The 15,526-nt window shown below is 69.9% G+C and carries 15 protein-coding genes; 8 read left to right on the forward strand and 7 right to left on the reverse strand.

Annotated elements, in window-relative coordinates; all coding sequences use genetic code 11:
• Positions 1-70: 70 nt before the first annotated feature.
• Together BLV96_RS18385 and BLV96_RS18390 are read left to right on the forward strand one after the other, a co-directional pair.
• Positions 71-4,498, forward strand: coding sequence for a DUF7507 domain-containing protein (locus tag BLV96_RS18385; protein ID WP_086671091.1), 4,428 nt, complete (start codon positions 71-73; stop codon positions 4,496-4,498).
• Positions 4,499-4,653: 155 nt separating this feature from the next.
• On the forward strand, positions 4,654-5,343 hold the full coding sequence (locus BLV96_RS18390) for a CAP domain-containing protein (protein WP_086671093.1): 690 nt from the start codon (positions 4,654-4,656) through the stop codon (positions 5,341-5,343).
• Positions 5,344-5,347: 4 nt separating this feature from the next.
• On the opposite strand, the gene BLV96_RS18395 is transcribed toward BLV96_RS18390, so the two are convergent.
• The 3 genes from BLV96_RS18395 to BLV96_RS18405 form a co-directional block, all read right to left on the reverse strand.
• Positions 5,348-6,355 carry a cation diffusion facilitator family transporter gene (locus BLV96_RS18395; protein WP_086671095.1) on the reverse strand — a complete coding sequence of 336 codons (1,008 nt, stop codon included), beginning with the start codon at positions 6,353-6,355 and terminating at the stop codon, positions 5,348-5,350.
• Positions 6,356-6,372: 17 nt separating this feature from the next.
• Positions 6,373-6,831, reverse strand: a complete 459-nt coding sequence (locus BLV96_RS18400; protein WP_086671097.1) for a DUF742 domain-containing protein — start codon at positions 6,829-6,831, stop codon at positions 6,373-6,375.
• 239 nt (positions 6,832-7,070) lie between these two features.
• Entirely contained in the window at positions 7,071-9,284 is a 2,214-nt protein-coding gene (locus tag BLV96_RS18405) for a (Fe-S)-binding protein (RefSeq protein WP_086671099.1), read from the reverse strand.
• Between the two features lie 153 nt (positions 9,285-9,437).
• Here BLV96_RS18405 and BLV96_RS18410 point away from each other — a divergent pair, with 153 nt between their 5' ends.
• The 3 genes from BLV96_RS18410 to BLV96_RS18420 are packed head-to-tail and all read left to right on the forward strand — an operon-like array spanning position 9,438 to position 10,780.
• The gene (locus BLV96_RS18410; RefSeq protein ID WP_086671101.1) at positions 9,438-9,767 is read left to right on the forward strand and encodes a DMT family transporter; all 330 of its coding nucleotides are present in this window, start codon (positions 9,438-9,440) and stop codon (positions 9,765-9,767) included.
• On the forward strand, positions 9,764-10,324 hold the full coding sequence (locus BLV96_RS18415) for a TetR/AcrR family transcriptional regulator (protein ID WP_086671102.1): 561 nt from the start codon (positions 9,764-9,766) through the stop codon (positions 10,322-10,324). The genes BLV96_RS18410 and BLV96_RS18415 overlap by 4 nt, the downstream gene beginning before the upstream one ends.
• Positions 10,325-10,345: 21 nt before the next feature.
• Positions 10,346-10,780, forward strand: a complete 435-nt coding sequence (locus BLV96_RS18420) for a GNAT family N-acetyltransferase (protein ID WP_086671104.1) — start codon at positions 10,346-10,348, stop codon at positions 10,778-10,780.
• On the opposite strand, the gene BLV96_RS18425 is transcribed toward BLV96_RS18420, so the two are convergent.
• From BLV96_RS18425 to BLV96_RS18440, 4 genes are all read right to left on the reverse strand, one after another.
• A complete protein-coding gene (locus BLV96_RS18425) occupies positions 10,758-11,162 on the reverse strand; it encodes a GNAT family N-acetyltransferase (RefSeq protein ID WP_086671106.1) in 405 nt (134 codons plus the stop codon). The genes BLV96_RS18420 and BLV96_RS18425 overlap by 23 nt on opposite strands.
• Entirely contained in the window at positions 11,159-11,320 is a 162-nt protein-coding gene (locus tag BLV96_RS18430) for a DUF397 domain-containing protein (protein WP_086671108.1), read from the reverse strand. The genes BLV96_RS18425 and BLV96_RS18430 overlap by 4 nt, the downstream gene beginning before the upstream one ends.
• 1 nt (position 11,321) lies before the next feature.
• Positions 11,322-12,167: a helix-turn-helix domain-containing protein gene (locus tag BLV96_RS18435; protein ID WP_086671109.1), complete on the reverse strand. Its 846-nt coding sequence runs from the start codon at positions 12,165-12,167 to the stop codon at positions 11,322-11,324.
• Positions 12,168-12,248: 81 nt separating this feature from the next.
• Complete coding sequence (locus BLV96_RS18440) at positions 12,249-12,782, reverse strand: YbhB/YbcL family Raf kinase inhibitor-like protein (protein WP_086671111.1); 534 nt, start codon at positions 12,780-12,782, stop codon at positions 12,249-12,251.
• A 171-nt stretch (positions 12,783-12,953) separates the two neighbouring features.
• Between BLV96_RS18440 and BLV96_RS18445 the strand changes: the two genes are divergently transcribed.
• The 3 genes from BLV96_RS18445 to BLV96_RS18450 all read left to right on the forward strand — a co-directional run bounded on the left by BLV96_RS18445 (position 12,954) and on the right by BLV96_RS18450 (position 15,496).
• On the forward strand, positions 12,954-13,724 hold the full coding sequence (locus BLV96_RS18445; protein ID WP_086671113.1) for a DUF4097 family beta strand repeat-containing protein: 771 nt from the start codon (positions 12,954-12,956) through the stop codon (positions 13,722-13,724).
• Positions 13,725-13,752: 28 nt separating this feature from the next.
• Positions 13,753-13,986, forward strand: coding sequence for a hypothetical protein (locus tag BLV96_RS49225; protein WP_143050994.1), 234 nt, complete (start codon positions 13,753-13,755; stop codon positions 13,984-13,986).
• Between the two features lie 67 nt (positions 13,987-14,053).
• On the forward strand, positions 14,054-15,496 hold the full coding sequence (locus tag BLV96_RS18450; RefSeq protein ID WP_086671115.1) for an alpha/beta hydrolase: 1,443 nt from the start codon (positions 14,054-14,056) through the stop codon (positions 15,494-15,496).
• Positions 15,497-15,526: the final 30 nt, after the last annotated feature.

Genomic DNA, 15,526 nt, shown 5'->3' on the forward strand with positions numbered 1-15,526 from the left:
TCCCGGCCCCCGGAGGTAGCGAGGAATGCGGTTGCCGAATAGGCCGCTTCGCTTGGTTCTCGTTCTGGCAATGATCATTTCGGTCTCGGCGTTGACGCCGTCGGCCGGCGCGGCGGTCGCTCCACCGTTCGCCGTGGGCTACGACGGCGTCGTCTACGGCGACTTCCTGTACGCGGGCAACGGCGTCTTGCGCTGTCCGCTCGCCGCCGACCACGCGCCCACCTCCGGCGCGGTCAACACGCCCACGGCCTGCGCGAACACCGCGGACCGCAAGGACACCCTGGTCAACGACGACTTCTTCATGCAGTGGGCGGACGTCGACCCCGACCCGGGCACGTTCGACTCGGCGAGCGCGTCCGTCCGCGTCCCGCCCGGCGCCCGGATCGTCTTCGCCCGGCTCAACTGGGCGGGCAACACGACCGGCACGACGTGCGGCTCCCGCGAGGGCGCCCCGGCGATTCCGCCACCCGGGAACCCCGCCACGCAGGACGTCCGGCTTTCGGTGGGCAGCGCGAAGCCCGTCGACGTCGCGCCGGCCGCGTTCGCCGAAGACGGCCCGTACTACTCCGCGCACGCCGACGTGACCAGCCGGTTCGCGGGCGCGCCGACCGGCACCCCGCTCGACGTGACCGTCGGCAACGTCTGGGCCCCCAAGGGCTTCGACTGCGTCGGCGGCTGGTCGATGGCCCTGGTCTACGCGTACCCGGAACGCAACCCGGACTTCGCGCCCGACAAGCGCAAGGTCGTCGTCGACGACGGGCACGTCCGCCAAAGCGTCGGCGACCCCACCGAAACGACGATCACCGGCTTCCGCGCGGCGGCCGCCGACGCGCACATCGGCGTCACCGCCTACGACGGCGACTGGGGTGGCTCCGGCGACCAGTTCCTCGTCGACGGCACCCCGGCCGCCGAGCCCGCGACCGGCGGGACGTCGAACTTCTTCATCTCCAACGCGGACAGCGCCGCCGCGCCGGGTGTGAAGAACAACTTCAGCGTGGACGCCAAGTCGTTCGACGTCGACACCATCCCCGCCGGCGCGACGAGCGCGAAGCTCGGCTTCGTCACCAGCGGCGACACCTACCTCGCGCAGAACCTGGCGTTTTCCGTGCCGGTGCCCGAACTCCACGTCGCCGTGCGCCCGGCCCGGCCGAAGGCGCACGCCGGCGAGCCGGTGACGTTCGCCGTCGCCGTGACGAACCCGGGCAGCGTCCCGGCGACCGGCGTGCAGGCTGCCGACGAGGTGATTCCCGCCTGCGCCAAGGCGCTCGGCACGCTCGCCCCGCACCAGACCGTCACCTACGACTGCACCGGCCCGTCCCCGGCCGACGACTTCACGAACACCGTGAAGGCGACGGGCACGAGCGCCCTCGGCGACGCGCTCGACGGCGCTGCAAGCGCGGCCGTCGACGTCGTGCACCCGGCTTTGGGCATGACGAAGACAGCCGACAAGCCCGCCTACCGCGCCGGCGACACCGCGACCTTCACGATCAAGGTCACGAACACCGGCGACACCGGGCTTTCCGGCCTGCGGGTCAGCGACCCGAAGGCGCCGGCGTGCGCGCTCGCCGGTGCCCTCGCACCCGGCGAGAGCCGCACGACGACGTGCACGGCCCAGGCCCCGATCGCCGACGGCGTCAACACCGCGACGGCGACCGCCACCGACGGCGTCGGCGTCGGCAAGGACGACCTCGGCAAGCAGGTCACGGCCACCGCGGACGCACCCGCGCCGACGATCGCGCCCGCGGTCGAGGTCACCAAGACCGCGGACCCGTCGGTGATCCACGCGGGCGACGCCGTCACGTTCACCGTCGCGGTCAAGAACACCGGCGACAGCCCGCTCGCGCCGGTGCGGGTCACCGACGACACGACGGCGTCGTGCTCGCGCACGTTCGACGGCCTAGCCCCGGGCGCGACGCAGACGTCGACGTGCACGGCGAACCCGTCCACGACGCAGACGTCGCAGGTCACCGCGACCGGCACCGATCTCTCGGGGCAGCCGGTGACCGCCACCGCGGCGGCGACCGTCACGGTGATCACGCCAGCCCTGACGCTCACGAAGGACGCGTCACCGCGTGTCGTGCGCGCCGGCGACCCGGTCACGTTCACGATCACCGTCGCCAACGCCGGCGACGCGCCGCTGACCGACGTCGCCGTCACCGACGACCGCACCCCGGCGTGCGTCAAGGCGATCGGCGCGCTGCCGCCGCAGGGCAGTCAGACGTACACCTGCACGGCGCCGGCGCCAGCCGACGACTTCACCGCCACGGCGGCCGCGTCGGGGAGGGACCAGCTCGGCCGCACGGTGAAGGTGACCGACGACGCCGCGGTCGACGTGATCCACCCGGCGGTGACACTCGCCGCGCAGGCTTCGCCCGCGGCTGTCCGCGAAGGCGACCCGGTGACGTGGACGATCACCGCGTCGAACACCGGAGACGTGCCGCTGACCGGTGTGACGGTCACGGACGACCAGGTCACAGAGTGCGCGAAGCCGCTCGGAACGCTGCCGCCGCAGGGCAAGCAGACGTACACGTGCACGACGCGCGCGGGCGCTACCGGCTTCACGAACAAGCCGACGGTGACGGGTCTCGACCCGACCGCCCGTCCGGTGACGGCGAGCGCCGAAGCCGCGTTCGTGGTGCAGCACCCGGCCGTGGCGATCACCGCGCAGCTGACGAGCGGCCCGTTCCGCGAAGGCGACGCGGTCCCGCTGCGCATCACGGTGCGCAACACGGGCGACGTACCCCTGACCGGCCTGCGAGTCACGGACTCGTCGACACCGGCCGTCCAGGGAGCCACACGAGCCACCGGACCGCAAGCACGGGCCACCGGGTGCGCCCAAGTCCTCGACGGCGCCCTCGATCCGGGCGCCACCAAGACCTTCGCCTGCACCCTCACCGCCCCGGCCGACGACGTCACCGCCAAGATCCAGGTCACCGCCACCGCACCGGTCGGCCCGCCGGTCACGGCGGAAAGCACCGCCACGGTCGACGTGATCCACCCGGCCGTCGCGATCACCCGGTCCGCCGACCCGAAGACCGTGCGCCCCGGCGACACCGTCACGTCGGCGATCACCGTCACCAACACCGGCGACAGCGTGCTGCACGACGTCTCCGTGGCCGATCCCGGCGCACCGGCATGCGCCAAATCCCTGGGTTCACTCGAACCGCGAGCCACGCAGAACTACAGCTGCACGCAAACCGCCGGCGAAGCCGACTTCACCGCCGTCGCGAAAGTCACCGGTACCGACGCCACGAACCGTCCCGTGACCGCCACCGCCGGGCAACCGGTCCATGTCATCCACCCGGCGATCACCATCACGAACGACGCGACGCCCGCTCAGGTCCGGCAAGGCGACACCGTCACGTTCACCCTCGTCGTCACGAACACCGGCGACGTCCCCCTGACCGAGGTGTCCATTGCGGACAGTCGCACTCCGGCGTGCGCTCAGACCATCGGCACCCTCCCTCCCGGCGCTTCCCAGCACCACTCCTGCACGGTAAACGCCGGCACCGACAGTTTCGTGAGCTCCGCCACGGCAAAAGGCACCGATCCGACGAACCGCCAGGTCAGCGCGACCGACGACGCGGCCTACAGCGTCATCCACCCCGGGCTGGCCATCACGCAGGAGATCCACGGCGGCCCCTTCCACCAGGGCGACGCGATCACGGTCACGATCATCGTCGAGAACACCGGCGACGTCCCGCTGACCGAGGTCAAGGCCGAGCCGTGCGCGAAGGCCTTCGACCGCCTCGAAGCCAAGCAGGAGCAGAAGTACGACTGCACCACGACCGCACCGCGGGACGACGTCGTGAGCACCGCGAAGGCCACGGCCGCCGCCCCGATCGGCCCGCCCGTCCGAGCCGAGGACAGCGACGAGATCGACGTCATCCACCCGGCTGTGAAGATCACTGAAGAACCGAAGCCCGGCACGGTTCGCGTCGGCGACAGCGTCACCTTCACGATCACTGTCACGAACACCGGTGACGTCCCGCTGACCAGCGTCTCCGTCCTCGGCAAAGAGCCGTGCGCGAAGAAGATCGGCACTTTGGCGGCCGCGGAAAAACGGATCTACACCTGCACCCGGAAAGCGCCGGACGACGACTTCACGGAAACCGCCGAAGTAACTGGAATGGACCCGGTCAATCGCTCCGTGCAATCGACGGCGGAAGCAAAAGTCGACGTCGTCCACCCCGAGATCGCGTTGATGATGGACGCGACGCCGTACGAAGTCCGCGAAGGCGCGACGGTCACGTTCTCGATCCTGGTCAAGAACACCGGCGACGTGCCGCTGATCGCCGTGTCCGTCGTGGACGACCACACGCAGGCGTGCGCGCATACCGCAGAGAACCTGGCGGCGGACGCCGAAATCACCTTCACCTGCACGACGATCGCGGGGAAACAGGGCTTCACGAGCAGGGCGACGGTCACCGGCCAAGACCCGACGGGGCGGCCCGTCCAAGCGTCCGGCGACGCCACCTTCGTCGTGCGAAGCGGCTGAACGGAGTAACGCGGCAGCGTCCGATTGCCGCGAAATTCGTGTCGGTCGTCGAATGCCTCAACCGGGGAATGTGATCAACGCGTTCGTAGGGTTCTCGCTGTAATCGTTCCGTGATACGTTCTCGCGCCGTGTCCCCCCTTGGTGAACGTGCTCGCGTGGTGATGGTGTCACTCAGTGTGCTGCTCGGCGTTTTTTCCGCCGCGGCAGGCACCTGGATGGCTACCGCCGAAGGAAACACCGCCGAGCTCGGCGCCGCGGCGCTGGTGCTCCCCGACGCGCCGGGCGGCTCCGGCGGCGGCAGCGGCACCGACCTCGCGGGCGGAAAGGCCCCGGCCCCGAAGCAGGCGACGACCGAGGCGCCCGCGCCGACGACGGCGTCCAGCGAGGCGCCGGCTCCGACCGAGACCACGACGGCGCCGCCGACCACGTCCGAAGCGGCCCCGCCGCCGACCACCAAGGCCGCCGCCCGCGTCGCGCAGTCGACCACCGCACAGGTCATTTCCCTGGTCAACGACGAGCGCGCGCAGGCGGGCTGCAAGCCGCTGACCGAGGAATCGCACCTCACCACGGCCGCGCAGGACTACAGCGACGACATGTCGGCCCGGAACTTCTTCGCCCACACCAACCCCGAGGGCGTGACGTTCGACCAGCGCATCAAGACCGCCGGCTACTCGAAGCCGGGCGCGGAGAACATCGCGAAGGGGCAGACGTCCGCGGCGCAGGTCATGGACGCGTGGATGAACTCCGAGGGCCACCGCGCGAACATCCTGAACTGCTCGCTCGGCAAGATCGGGGTCGGGTTCACCAAGGCGGGCAACTACTGGGTCCAGGACTTCGGCTACTGAGCGGCTACTGGCCCTGGTTGTTCCACCGCTCGGCGATCTCGCCGTAGCGGGCCAGCACGGTCGCGCGCAGCTCCGGATCCGTCCGCGGCACGGGCTCGATGAACACCTCGGTGACGTCGTTGAACGCCGCGATCAGCTCGCCCGCGAGCCGGACGCACGTGCGCTCGAGGTCACCGGCGGTCAGGGAGTCGTCGAAGTCGACGCGGGTGCAGACGAGGACCTGGTCGGTGCCCATCAGCATCGTCTGCAGGTCGACGACGGCTTCGATCTCCGGCGCCGACGAGAGGTGGTCGCGGACGCCGCGGACGATCTCCGGGTTGGCCTGGCGGCCGATGAGCAGGCCGCGGTTCGTCCGCCCGAGCAGGTAGGCGACGCAGGCGAGCAGCACGCCGATGACGATCGACGCGACGCCGTCCCACACCTCCGAGCCGGTGATCTGGTGCAGCCCGATGCCGGCGAACGCCACGAGCAGGCCGATCAGCGCGGCGGAGTCCTCGAACAGGACGGTCTTCGGCGTCGGGTCGTCGATCAGCCGCAGGTACTGCGAGAACGACCGGTTTTCGGCCTTGGACTCCCGCACGGTCTGGCGCACCGCCTGCACCCACGACGTGCCCTCGAGCAGGAACGCCACCGCCAACACGATGTAGCTGAGGATCGACGTGCTCTGCGGCTCACCGTGGCCGAACAGCGTCGACACGCCTTCGTAGAGCGCGAACATCGAGCCCGACGCGAAGATCGACACGGCCGCCAGCAGCGACCAGAAGTAGCGCTCCTTGCCGTAGCCGAAGGGGTGCACGCGGTCGGCGGGCCGGTCGGAACGTTTCAACGCGGTCAGCAGCAGGACTTCGGTGAACGTGTCGGCCACCGAGTGCGCCGCTTCGGACAGCATCGCGCCGGAGCCGGTGATGATGCCCGCGATCAGCTTCATGATGGCGATCGCCAGGTTCACGCCGCCCGCCAGCAGGACGGTCAGCGTGCTTTCGCCGCCGGACTTTTCGGGTTCCTCGCTCACCTTGGTGAGCGTAATGGTCAGAGGCGGCGCAGGCCGTGCAGCACGCGTTCCATGAGAGCGACCGCCGGTCGGCCTTCGGTGTTCACGCGCGTGTCGTGGATGGTGATCAGGCCCTGCTCGGCCATGTCGTCGAGCAGCACGCGGGCGACGCCGAGCGGCACGCTGAGCCGGGCCGCGACCTCGGCGACCGAGCGCGGGTGCAGGCACAGCGAGCGCACCGAGCGGAACTCGCCGGTCAGCCTGGCGCCGCTCCAGGGCGCGCCGGCCCGGGTCGAGACGAGGGCTTCGATCGCCAGGTGCCGCCGCGACTGCGTGCGGCCGCGCGTCAGGACGTAGGGACGGACGAGCGTCCGCTGCATGGGGAGCCGGCCGGACGGCTCCATGCGGTACTCGCCGACGGGCGGGATATCGCGGAGGGCGTGCCGGCCGGTGGTTTCCCCGAACCCGGTACCCGTGGTCCGCAGGTCCTCGCGCATCCGCGCTGCCCCCTGATTCCTTGATCGTCGAAGTGGCCTCGCTGGCAGCGGTGGCGGCGAGGAAAGCCCAGCTTACGCCGGGTGGAGGGGCTTTTGGCCAAGGTTTGTTTCTGGCCTGATGGGCCATTGCGGTGAATATTGTGAACGTTATTCGTGTAATCGATTGCCGTGTTTCACGCAATGAGAAACGGCCCCGGTCAGGAAGTCCTGACCGGGGCCGTGCGTTTTTGCCGCGACTGTCACTCCTCCACGAGTGACGGCGCTCCGAGGGCGATCGGCTTCGGTTCCGGCTTGCGCTTGACCGATTCGAGCAGCATCTGCGCGACGTCGACGATCTCGACCTTCTCGCTCGCGCCGCCGTCGGCCTGGCGGGCCGTGAGGCCGTCGTTCAGCATCACCTTGCAGAACGGGCAGCCGGTCGCGATCTTCGACGGCGCGGTGCCGAGCGCCTCGTCGACGCGCTCGACGTTGATCCGCTTGCCGATCTTCTCTTCCATCCACATCCGCGCGCCGCCGGCGCCGCAGCACATCGACTTGTCGCCGTGCCGCGGCATCTCGCGCAGCTGCGCGCCGGTCGCGCCGACCAGCTCGCGCGGCGCCTCGTAGACCTTGTTGTGCCGGCCGAGGTAGCACGGGTCGTGGTAGGTGACGTCCTCGGCGACCGGCGCCACCGGCACCAGCTGCTTCTCGCGGACCAGGCGGTTCAGCAGCTGCGTGTGGTGCACGACGTCGAACTGGCCGCCCAGCTCCGGGTACTCGTTCGCGAGGGTGTTGAAGCAGTGCGCGCAGGTCACGACGACCTTGCGGGCCTTGCGCTCGCGTCCCTCGAACACCGAGTTCAGGATCTCGACGTTCTGCTGCGCCAGCATCTGGAACAGGAACTCGTTGCCCGCGCGGCGGGCCGGGTCACCGGTGCAGGACTCCTCCGAGCCGAGCACGGTGTACTTGACGCCCGCCATGTGCAGCAGCTCCGCGACCGCGCGCGTCGTCTTCTTCGCGCGGTCCTCGAACGCGCCGGCGCAGCCGACCCAGAACAGGTACTCGGTGTCGCCGAGGTCGCCGTCGAACACCGGCACCTCGAAGTCCAGATCCTCGGTCCAGGCGAGCCGGTCCTTGGCGTTCTGGCCCCACGGGTTGCCCTTGTTCTCCAGGTTCTTGAACATGCCGTTCAGCTCGCTGGGGAACGAAGACTCGATCATCACCTGGTAGCGGCGCATGTCCACGATGTGGTCGACGTGCTCGATGTCGACCGGGCACTGCTCGACGCAGGCGCCGCAGCTGGTGCAGGACCAGAGGACGTCGGGGTCGATGACGCCGCCGTCGTCGCCGATCAGGGCCTTCTGCGACTCGGCGATCGCGAGGACGTCGATGCCCGCGTACATGTTCTCGCCGGAGAGGCCGACCTCGTCGCCGGCCATGTCCCGCTTGCCGCCGGCCATCAGGTACGGCGCCTTCGCGTAGGCGTGGTCACGCAGCTGCGTGATGACCAGCTTCGGCGACAGCGGCTTGCCCGTGTTCCACGCGGGGCACTGCTCCTGGCAGCGGCCGCACTCGGTGCACGTCGAGAAGTCCAGCCAGCCCTTCCAGCTGAAGTCCTCGATCTTGCCGACGCCGAAGGTGTCCTCGTCCGGGTCGGCTTCCTCGAGGTCGAGGACCTTGCCGCCGCTCATCATCGGCTTGAGCGCGCCCAGCGCGACGCCGCCGTCGGCCTCACGCTTGAAGTAGATGTTGAAGAACGCGCTGAACCGGTGCCACGCGATGCCCATGGTCATCGTGCGGGCGACGACGATCAGCCAGACCGTGGCGCTCATCAGCTTGACGAACGCGAACACTGTGACCAGGTTCGGGCTGGCCGGCAGCAGCTGGCCGATCGGGTTCGAGACGAAGGACGCCCACAGCGGCCCCTCGTGCGTGTTCAGCGCGGACTTCGCGGCGCGGACGCCGATGATGCCGATGCCCTCGATCAGGACGACGGCTTCGATGAAGTACGCCCACTTGAAGTTGGAGCCGGCGAAGCGGCTCTGGCGGTCGGCGCGGCGCGGGTGGTTGCGCTGGCGGATCGCCATCAGCACCAGGATGCCGACGATCGTGCCGAGCCCGAGCAGCTCCATGAGCAGCTGGAACGGCGGGAAGTCGTCGAGAATCGGCCAGCCCCAGGTCGGGACGAAGACCTCGCCGTAGGCCTCGAACAGGGCGAGCGAGCCGAGCAGGAAGCCCCACATGACGAGCCAGTGGGCCGGGCCGACGCTCTTCTTGCGGTTCATCCGCGTGTGCGCGGCGAACTCCTTGATCAGCGTCTTCATGCGCGGCATGAGGGGCCCGTTGCGCGTCGAGTCGGGCTGCCCGAGGCGGATCACCCGCACGAAACGGGCGATCGTCGCGGCGAACATGCCCCACGCGACGAGGCCGAGCACGACGGAGAGCCCGCCGAGCGTCAGTTGCAGAGCGCCCATCGTTCGGGTGCCTTTCGTCCGGGAGAAACTGTGGTGGTGCCGGGAGACTAACCGTCCTTACTGATGAGTAACCCGTTGAGTGGCCCTAAGTCCCACCGATGTGGTGTACGTCGCTCTTTGTTTCGGGACGATCGTTCAGGTAGTTTTCACCCTATGGGTGCGTACCTTCTGCTCGCGCTGGCGATCGCCGCCGAGGTCTCCGCGACGGTCTCGCTGAAGCTCTCCGAGGGCTTCTCCAAGCTCGGGCCGTCGATCGTCGTGGTGGCCGGGTACGCCGTCGCGTTCGTCGCGCTGTCGTACGTGCTGAAGATGGGGTTGCCGATCGGTGTCGCGTACGCGATCTGGGCCGCGGCTGGCGTCGCGCTGGTGGCGATCGTCGGGGTGGTGTTCCTGAAGGAGCCGGTCAACGCGGCGATGATCGCCGGGCTGGCCCTGGTCATCGGTGGGGTCGTGCTGATCGAGATCGGGAGTGCATCGACGTGAAACTGCAGGTCGACGGCCGCAAAGCCCGCGGCGACAAGCGGCGCGCGGAGATCATCGAGGCGACGCTCCGGGTGATCGAACGCGACGGCGTCGCGGGTGTCACCCACCGGACGGTCGCCGCCGAGGCCGGCGTGCCGACGACGTCCACCACGTACCACTTCTCGTCCCTGGACGATCTGCTCGTGGCGACGCTCATCTCGTGCGCCCGCGACATGGCGACCGAGGTCTACTGGATGATCGACCGGGCCCGGTCGCGCGGCTCACGCGGCGCTTCGGAGGTCGCCGGCCTGCTCGCGGAGGCCCTGGGGCCGCGGCGCGGGCGGACGATGGCCGAGTACGAGCTGTACCTCCTGGCGGCGCGCAAGCCGGAGCTGCGGCCGGCCGCGCGGCGCTGGCTCGACGTCCTGACGTCGATGGTCCGCCACGACGACGAAGTGGCCTTCCGGGTCTTCCTGGCGGGCATCGACGGGTTGCTGATCCAGGGCCTGATCGACGACGAGCCGCCGTCCGCGGAGGAGCTGCGTCCCGTGGTGGACTACCTGCTGAAACCGCGTTGACGCCGGGCTTAGTTTCGGATCATGCGGACCTTCGGTGAGTACGAGCTGGACGACGATCGCGCGCGGCTGGATCTCGATGTCGTGTGGAAGTTCTTGTCGACGGAGGCGTACTGGGGGCGATGGCGGACGCGTGCGCAGGTCGAGGCCGCCATCGACGGGTCTTGGCGGGTCGTCGGTGCCTACCGCGGTTCAGAGCTGGTCGGCTTCGCGCGGGCGTTCTCGGATGGGGTGTCTTCGGCGTACCTGGCTGACGTGTTCGTCGTCGACTCCGCGCGTGGGAGCGGGCTCGGCAAGGAGATCGTGCGGGAGATGATCGAGAACGGCCTCGGGGCGGGGTTCCGGTGGATGCTCCACACCGCCGACGCGCACGGGCTGTACCGGCAGTTCGGGTTCGCCGAGCACACCGAGGGGCACTACCTGGAGCGCGAGAGCGTCAACGCGGGGTACGTGAGCTGAGGAGGCCGAGCCGTCGGTAAAGGCGGACGGCGTGGTGGTTGTCCTCGGCGACCTGCAGCGTTACGGGTTTCGGCTCGGCCCACGTCATGATCGCGCGCACGAGGGATTCGCCGATCCCGCGGCCGCGGGCGTGTGGAGCGACCCACAGGGTCCCGAGTTCGACGGCGTCGGCGCGCGGGAAGCCGGTCGCCATCCCGGCGGCGCGGCCGTCGAGGTCGGCGAACACGTTGAACGTGCCGTCGAGGCGATCTCGCCAGCGCTGTTCGGGGGCGTCGAGCCAGTCGGTGAGGGTCGCGCTGAAGGCGTCGGGGGCGTCGCGGAGCGCGGCCAGGCGGAGGTCGCGCCACTCGGCCCAGTCGTCCGGGACGGCCTCTCGAATCACCGGGCCAGGTCGGCGAGGAACGCGTCCCACGATCGGGTGGAGATTTCGAGGGTTCCGGCGGGGCGGTCCTTGGTGTCGCGGATCCGCACCACCTGGTCGAGCGCAACCTCGACACAGTTTTCGTTCGCGCCGCTGTAAGTCGACTTCTGCCAGCGCATGTCAGGCCTCCAGTTCGGCGATCACCTCCCGGAGGTACCGCGCCGAGTCGGGCTCGCTCAACGCGAGGGAGGCGAGGGTTTTGGCGGCCGCCCGGTATGCCGCGATCTGATCGTCATCGTAGAGGTAGGCGCTGGCCCGGTACTGCTCCAAGAAGACGATCGGTGGCAGGCCGATGAACTCCAGAACGGTGAAGGACCCGTGCAGGCCGGGGTGGCCGAGCTCGGTCGCGGGCACGATCCGCAGGCCGATGTTCGGGCGGTCCAGTTCGAAGAGCAACCGCCGCAGCTGCTCGGCCATCACCGTCGGGCCGCCGAGCCCCTGGCGGATCGCGGATTCCCCGATGAGCACCGAGTACTGCAGCGGATCGCGCCCACGGAGGCGCTTCTGCCGGGCGAGCCGGATCTCGGTCCGCCGGTCGACCTCGTCCGGGCCGCGGCCGGGCTCGGCCACGATCCGGCGCACGTATTCGCGGGTCTGCAGCAGGCCGGGCACCAGGTTCGGCTCCCAGCTGAGCATCGCGCTCGCCGTGCGCTCGTACTCGACGTAAGCCGACACATCGGCCGGTGCGCCCGGCATCGTCGACTCCAGCCAGTTGGGCTCGCGGGCGTGCTCGGCCAGTTCGAGCAACCGGTTCCGCTCGGCCAACCCCACCCTCAGTTGCCCGAGCAGGAGCGCGACCTCTTCGAGCTTGGGCACCCGCAACCCAAGCTCCCAATTGGACAGTTCCGCCGGATACACGTCAGTGGCCCGCGCCAGCTCGCGCAGGCCGCACCCGCGTGCCAGGCGTGCCTTCCGCAATCCGAACCCCAGCGCTCTCGACCGGGGTGTCGCTATCGGTGGTGACATGACCGCAGTGTGTCATCGACCACCGACAAAAACGGGCCCGGCACCGTTGCCGATCCGCAACAGCGCCGGGCCCGGGAAACCTCAGCCCTTGTTCTCGTACACCGGCGTGATCACCGCGCGGGCGAGCGTGTGGCCGAACATGTTGAAGCCCAGGAACGCCGGGGTCGCGTCCTCCGGGACGTCCAGCTTGTCGACGTCCAGCGCATGCACCGCGAAGTAGTAACGGTGCGGGCCGTGCCCGGGCGGGGGCGCCGCGCCGAGGAACTGCTTGACTCCGCCGTCGCCCTTCAACGTCACCGCGCCTTCCGGGAGGCCCGAGCCGTCGCCCGCGCCGGAGGCCAGCTCCGTCACCGATGCCGGGACGTTGAACACGGCCCAGTGCCAGAAGCCGCTGCCGGTCGGGGCGTCCGGGTCGTAGCACGTCACCGCGAAGCTCTTCGTCTCCGCCGGGAAGCCCGCCCAGGCCAGGTGGGGCGACCGGTCCTCGCCGCCGGCGCCGAAGATGCCGGAGAGGTGGGGCGTGGCCAGGGTTTCGCCGTCGGCGACATCGGCACTGCGGAGGGTGAAGGACGGCACGTCGGGAAGGGATTCGTACGGGCCGGGTGCTTGCGGCATGGATCCTCCTGATCAGGGAACTTCGAGCCTGTCGCCAGGCTAGGCCCCTCGACCCGCTCCCGCGTGTCAGGGACGGATCTCAGGGTTCTTTCGGGGGGTTACCCCCATGTGCGCGCACCTCACCCGGCCATAACGTTTCTCACGCAGAGGAAACAACTGAGGGGAACGACCATGGCGCGCCCGTTACTGGCTCTGGGTGGCATCGTCCTGATCGGCGTCGGCCTGGCGACCGCGTTCGGCTGGGGCTGGGGATCGGACTTCGACAACAGCAAGACCCTTTCGGAGACCATCCGCAGCGTGAAGCTGGAAGGCGACTCGGGGTCGGTGAAGATCCGCACCGGGACGGGACCGTCGACGGTGCACGAAAAAGTCAAGTACCACTGGCGCAGCAAGCCGGGCGACACCTTCTTCCGCGTTGACGGCGACCAGCTCGTGCTGACCGACTGCGGGAACAACTGCTCGGTCGACTTCGAGGTCGTCGTGCCCGCGGGGGTGCCCGTGAGCGGCATGGCCGATTCCGGGGACATCGACATCGCCGGGGTGGCGAGCGTCGACCTCCAGGCCGACTCCGGGCACGCCCGGATCGAGGACGTGCCCGGTCTGGTGAAACTGCGGATGGAAAGCGGCGGGACCGACCTGCAGAACGTCGGCGAAGTTCAGCTGCGCAGCGAATCCGGCGGCATCAAGGGGGCCGGCATCCGCGGTCCGGTCGACGTGACGTCGTCGAGCGGGGGCGTCGACTTTTCGCTGGCGCAGGCGAACAACGTGAAAATCAACGTGGACAGCGGGAACATCGAGGTCGAGGTGCCGGGCGGGCCGTACCGCGTCGTCGGCGGCAGCGACAGCGGGCACCGCAGCATCGACGTCCCGACCGACGGCTCCGCGCCGAACACGCTCGACCTCACCACCGACAGCGGCAGCGTCACGGTCCGCGCGGCCTGACTTTCCTTACTACGGGGGCACTTTCACCATGGGCAAGAGCGAACGACGCGTGCTGGCGGCCGCGTTGCTGGGGGCCGTCGCGATGTTCGGCGTCGTGGGGTTCACGCGTGGGGAGGAGCCCGCGGCGCCGGCGCAGGGGGTGCCGGTCGCCGCGGATTCCCACTATCGAGTGACTTCTTGGGTCGGCACTCCAGCGGAAGTCGTTGTGCGGCAAGGAAATCCGGATTTCTTCCTTTCTTCCTGGACCGGCCGCCGCTCCTGAACTGTCGGGGGTCGCTGTTAGGAATGGGGTGCGCCGAAGGACGGCGTGCAGGGGGAGGAAACAGATCATGGACGTGCGCCGGGTCGTCGCGGTCATCGCGGCGGTCGTGGTCATGGGGGTCGTACCGGCTGTCGCTTCGGCGTCTTCGCTGACTTGGCGGCCGTGCGCGACGCCGCAGGAACCGACAGCGGAGTGTGCGGCGGTCGACGTGCCGATCGACCGTTCGCGGCCGGAACTGGGGTCGGCGCGGCTCGCGCTGGCGCGGTTGCCGGCGGCCGATCCGGCCCATCGGATCGGCTCGCTGCTGGTGAACCCGGGCGGGCCGGGTGGCTCCGGCGTCGGGTTCGTGCAGTTCGGCGGGCTGGCGTCGCCGGACCTCGCGCGGCTGCGGCAGCGGTTCGACGTCGTGGGCTTCGACCCGCGCGGCGACTGGTTCAGCACGCCGCGCATCACGTGCGACCCCGGGACGTTGTTCGACCCGGTACTGAACCGGTTCCCCACGTCCCGTCAGGGCTTCGACGCGCTGGTCGCGCACAACCGTGCGGCGGGCGAGGACTGCCTGGCGCGCACCGGGCCGTTGCTGGCGAACGCGGACACGCAGAGCGCGGCCGAGGACATCGAGACCATCCGTGCGGCGCTCGGCGAGGCCAAGATCTCGTGGCTCGGCCTGTCGTACGGCACCGAGCTGGGCGCGGTCTACGCGTCGAAGCACCCCGACCGGGTGCGCGCGATGGTGCTCGACGGCGCCGTCGACCACGCCCGGCCGCTGCGTCAGGCGATCCTCGAGGAGGCCGCGGCGACCGAGGACGCGCTGGTCCGGTTCGCGGACTGGTGCCGTGGCTCGGCCGATTGCGCCCTGCGCGGCCAGGACGTCCTCCGCTTCTACGACGACGTCGTGGCCCGGGCGGCGCACGGCGCGGTGTGGGCGAGCGACCTGGGCCGTCCGGCGACGGCCGACGAGATCTCGGCGGGCGTCTACAACCACCTCTACATCCGCGAGGAGTGGCCGGCGCTGGGCAAGGCGCTGGCCGCGGCCGGCGGCGAGTTCCCGGACGCTCGCGGGCTGACCGAGCGGAACCAGTTCCTGTCCCCGATCTACGGGGCGTACCGCGCGATCGGGTGCCACGACTTCCCGTCGCCGTTCACCGGGCCGGCGGACATGGGGTTGACGGCCGGGCTGCTCCGCGCGGTGGCGCCGCACAGCTGGCGGTACTCGGAGTTCTGGGACTTCACCAGCGGCTGCACGGGCTGGCCGGTCCCGGCGAAGAACCCGCCGCGGCCGCACCCGGTCAACGGGGCGCCACCGATCCTGGTGGTGGGTGGCGCCCACGACCCGGCGACGCCGCTGTCCTGGGCTCGGGGTCTGGCGGCGAGCATCGACGGCGCGGCCCTGCTCACTCGCACCGACGACGGTCACACGGGGCTGTTCAACTCCGCGTGCGCCCGAGAAGCCGAGGTGAAATACCTGGTGAGCGGGCTCACACCCGGTTTCCGTGAACTCTGCCGGTGAACCCGGGAACAAGAACCCGAACCGCCTCGT

It is taken from the genome of Amycolatopsis pretoriensis (assembly GCF_900107925.1).
In the GTDB taxonomy this organism is placed as follows: Bacteria; Actinomycetota; Actinomycetes; order Mycobacteriales; family Pseudonocardiaceae; genus Amycolatopsis; species Amycolatopsis pretoriensis.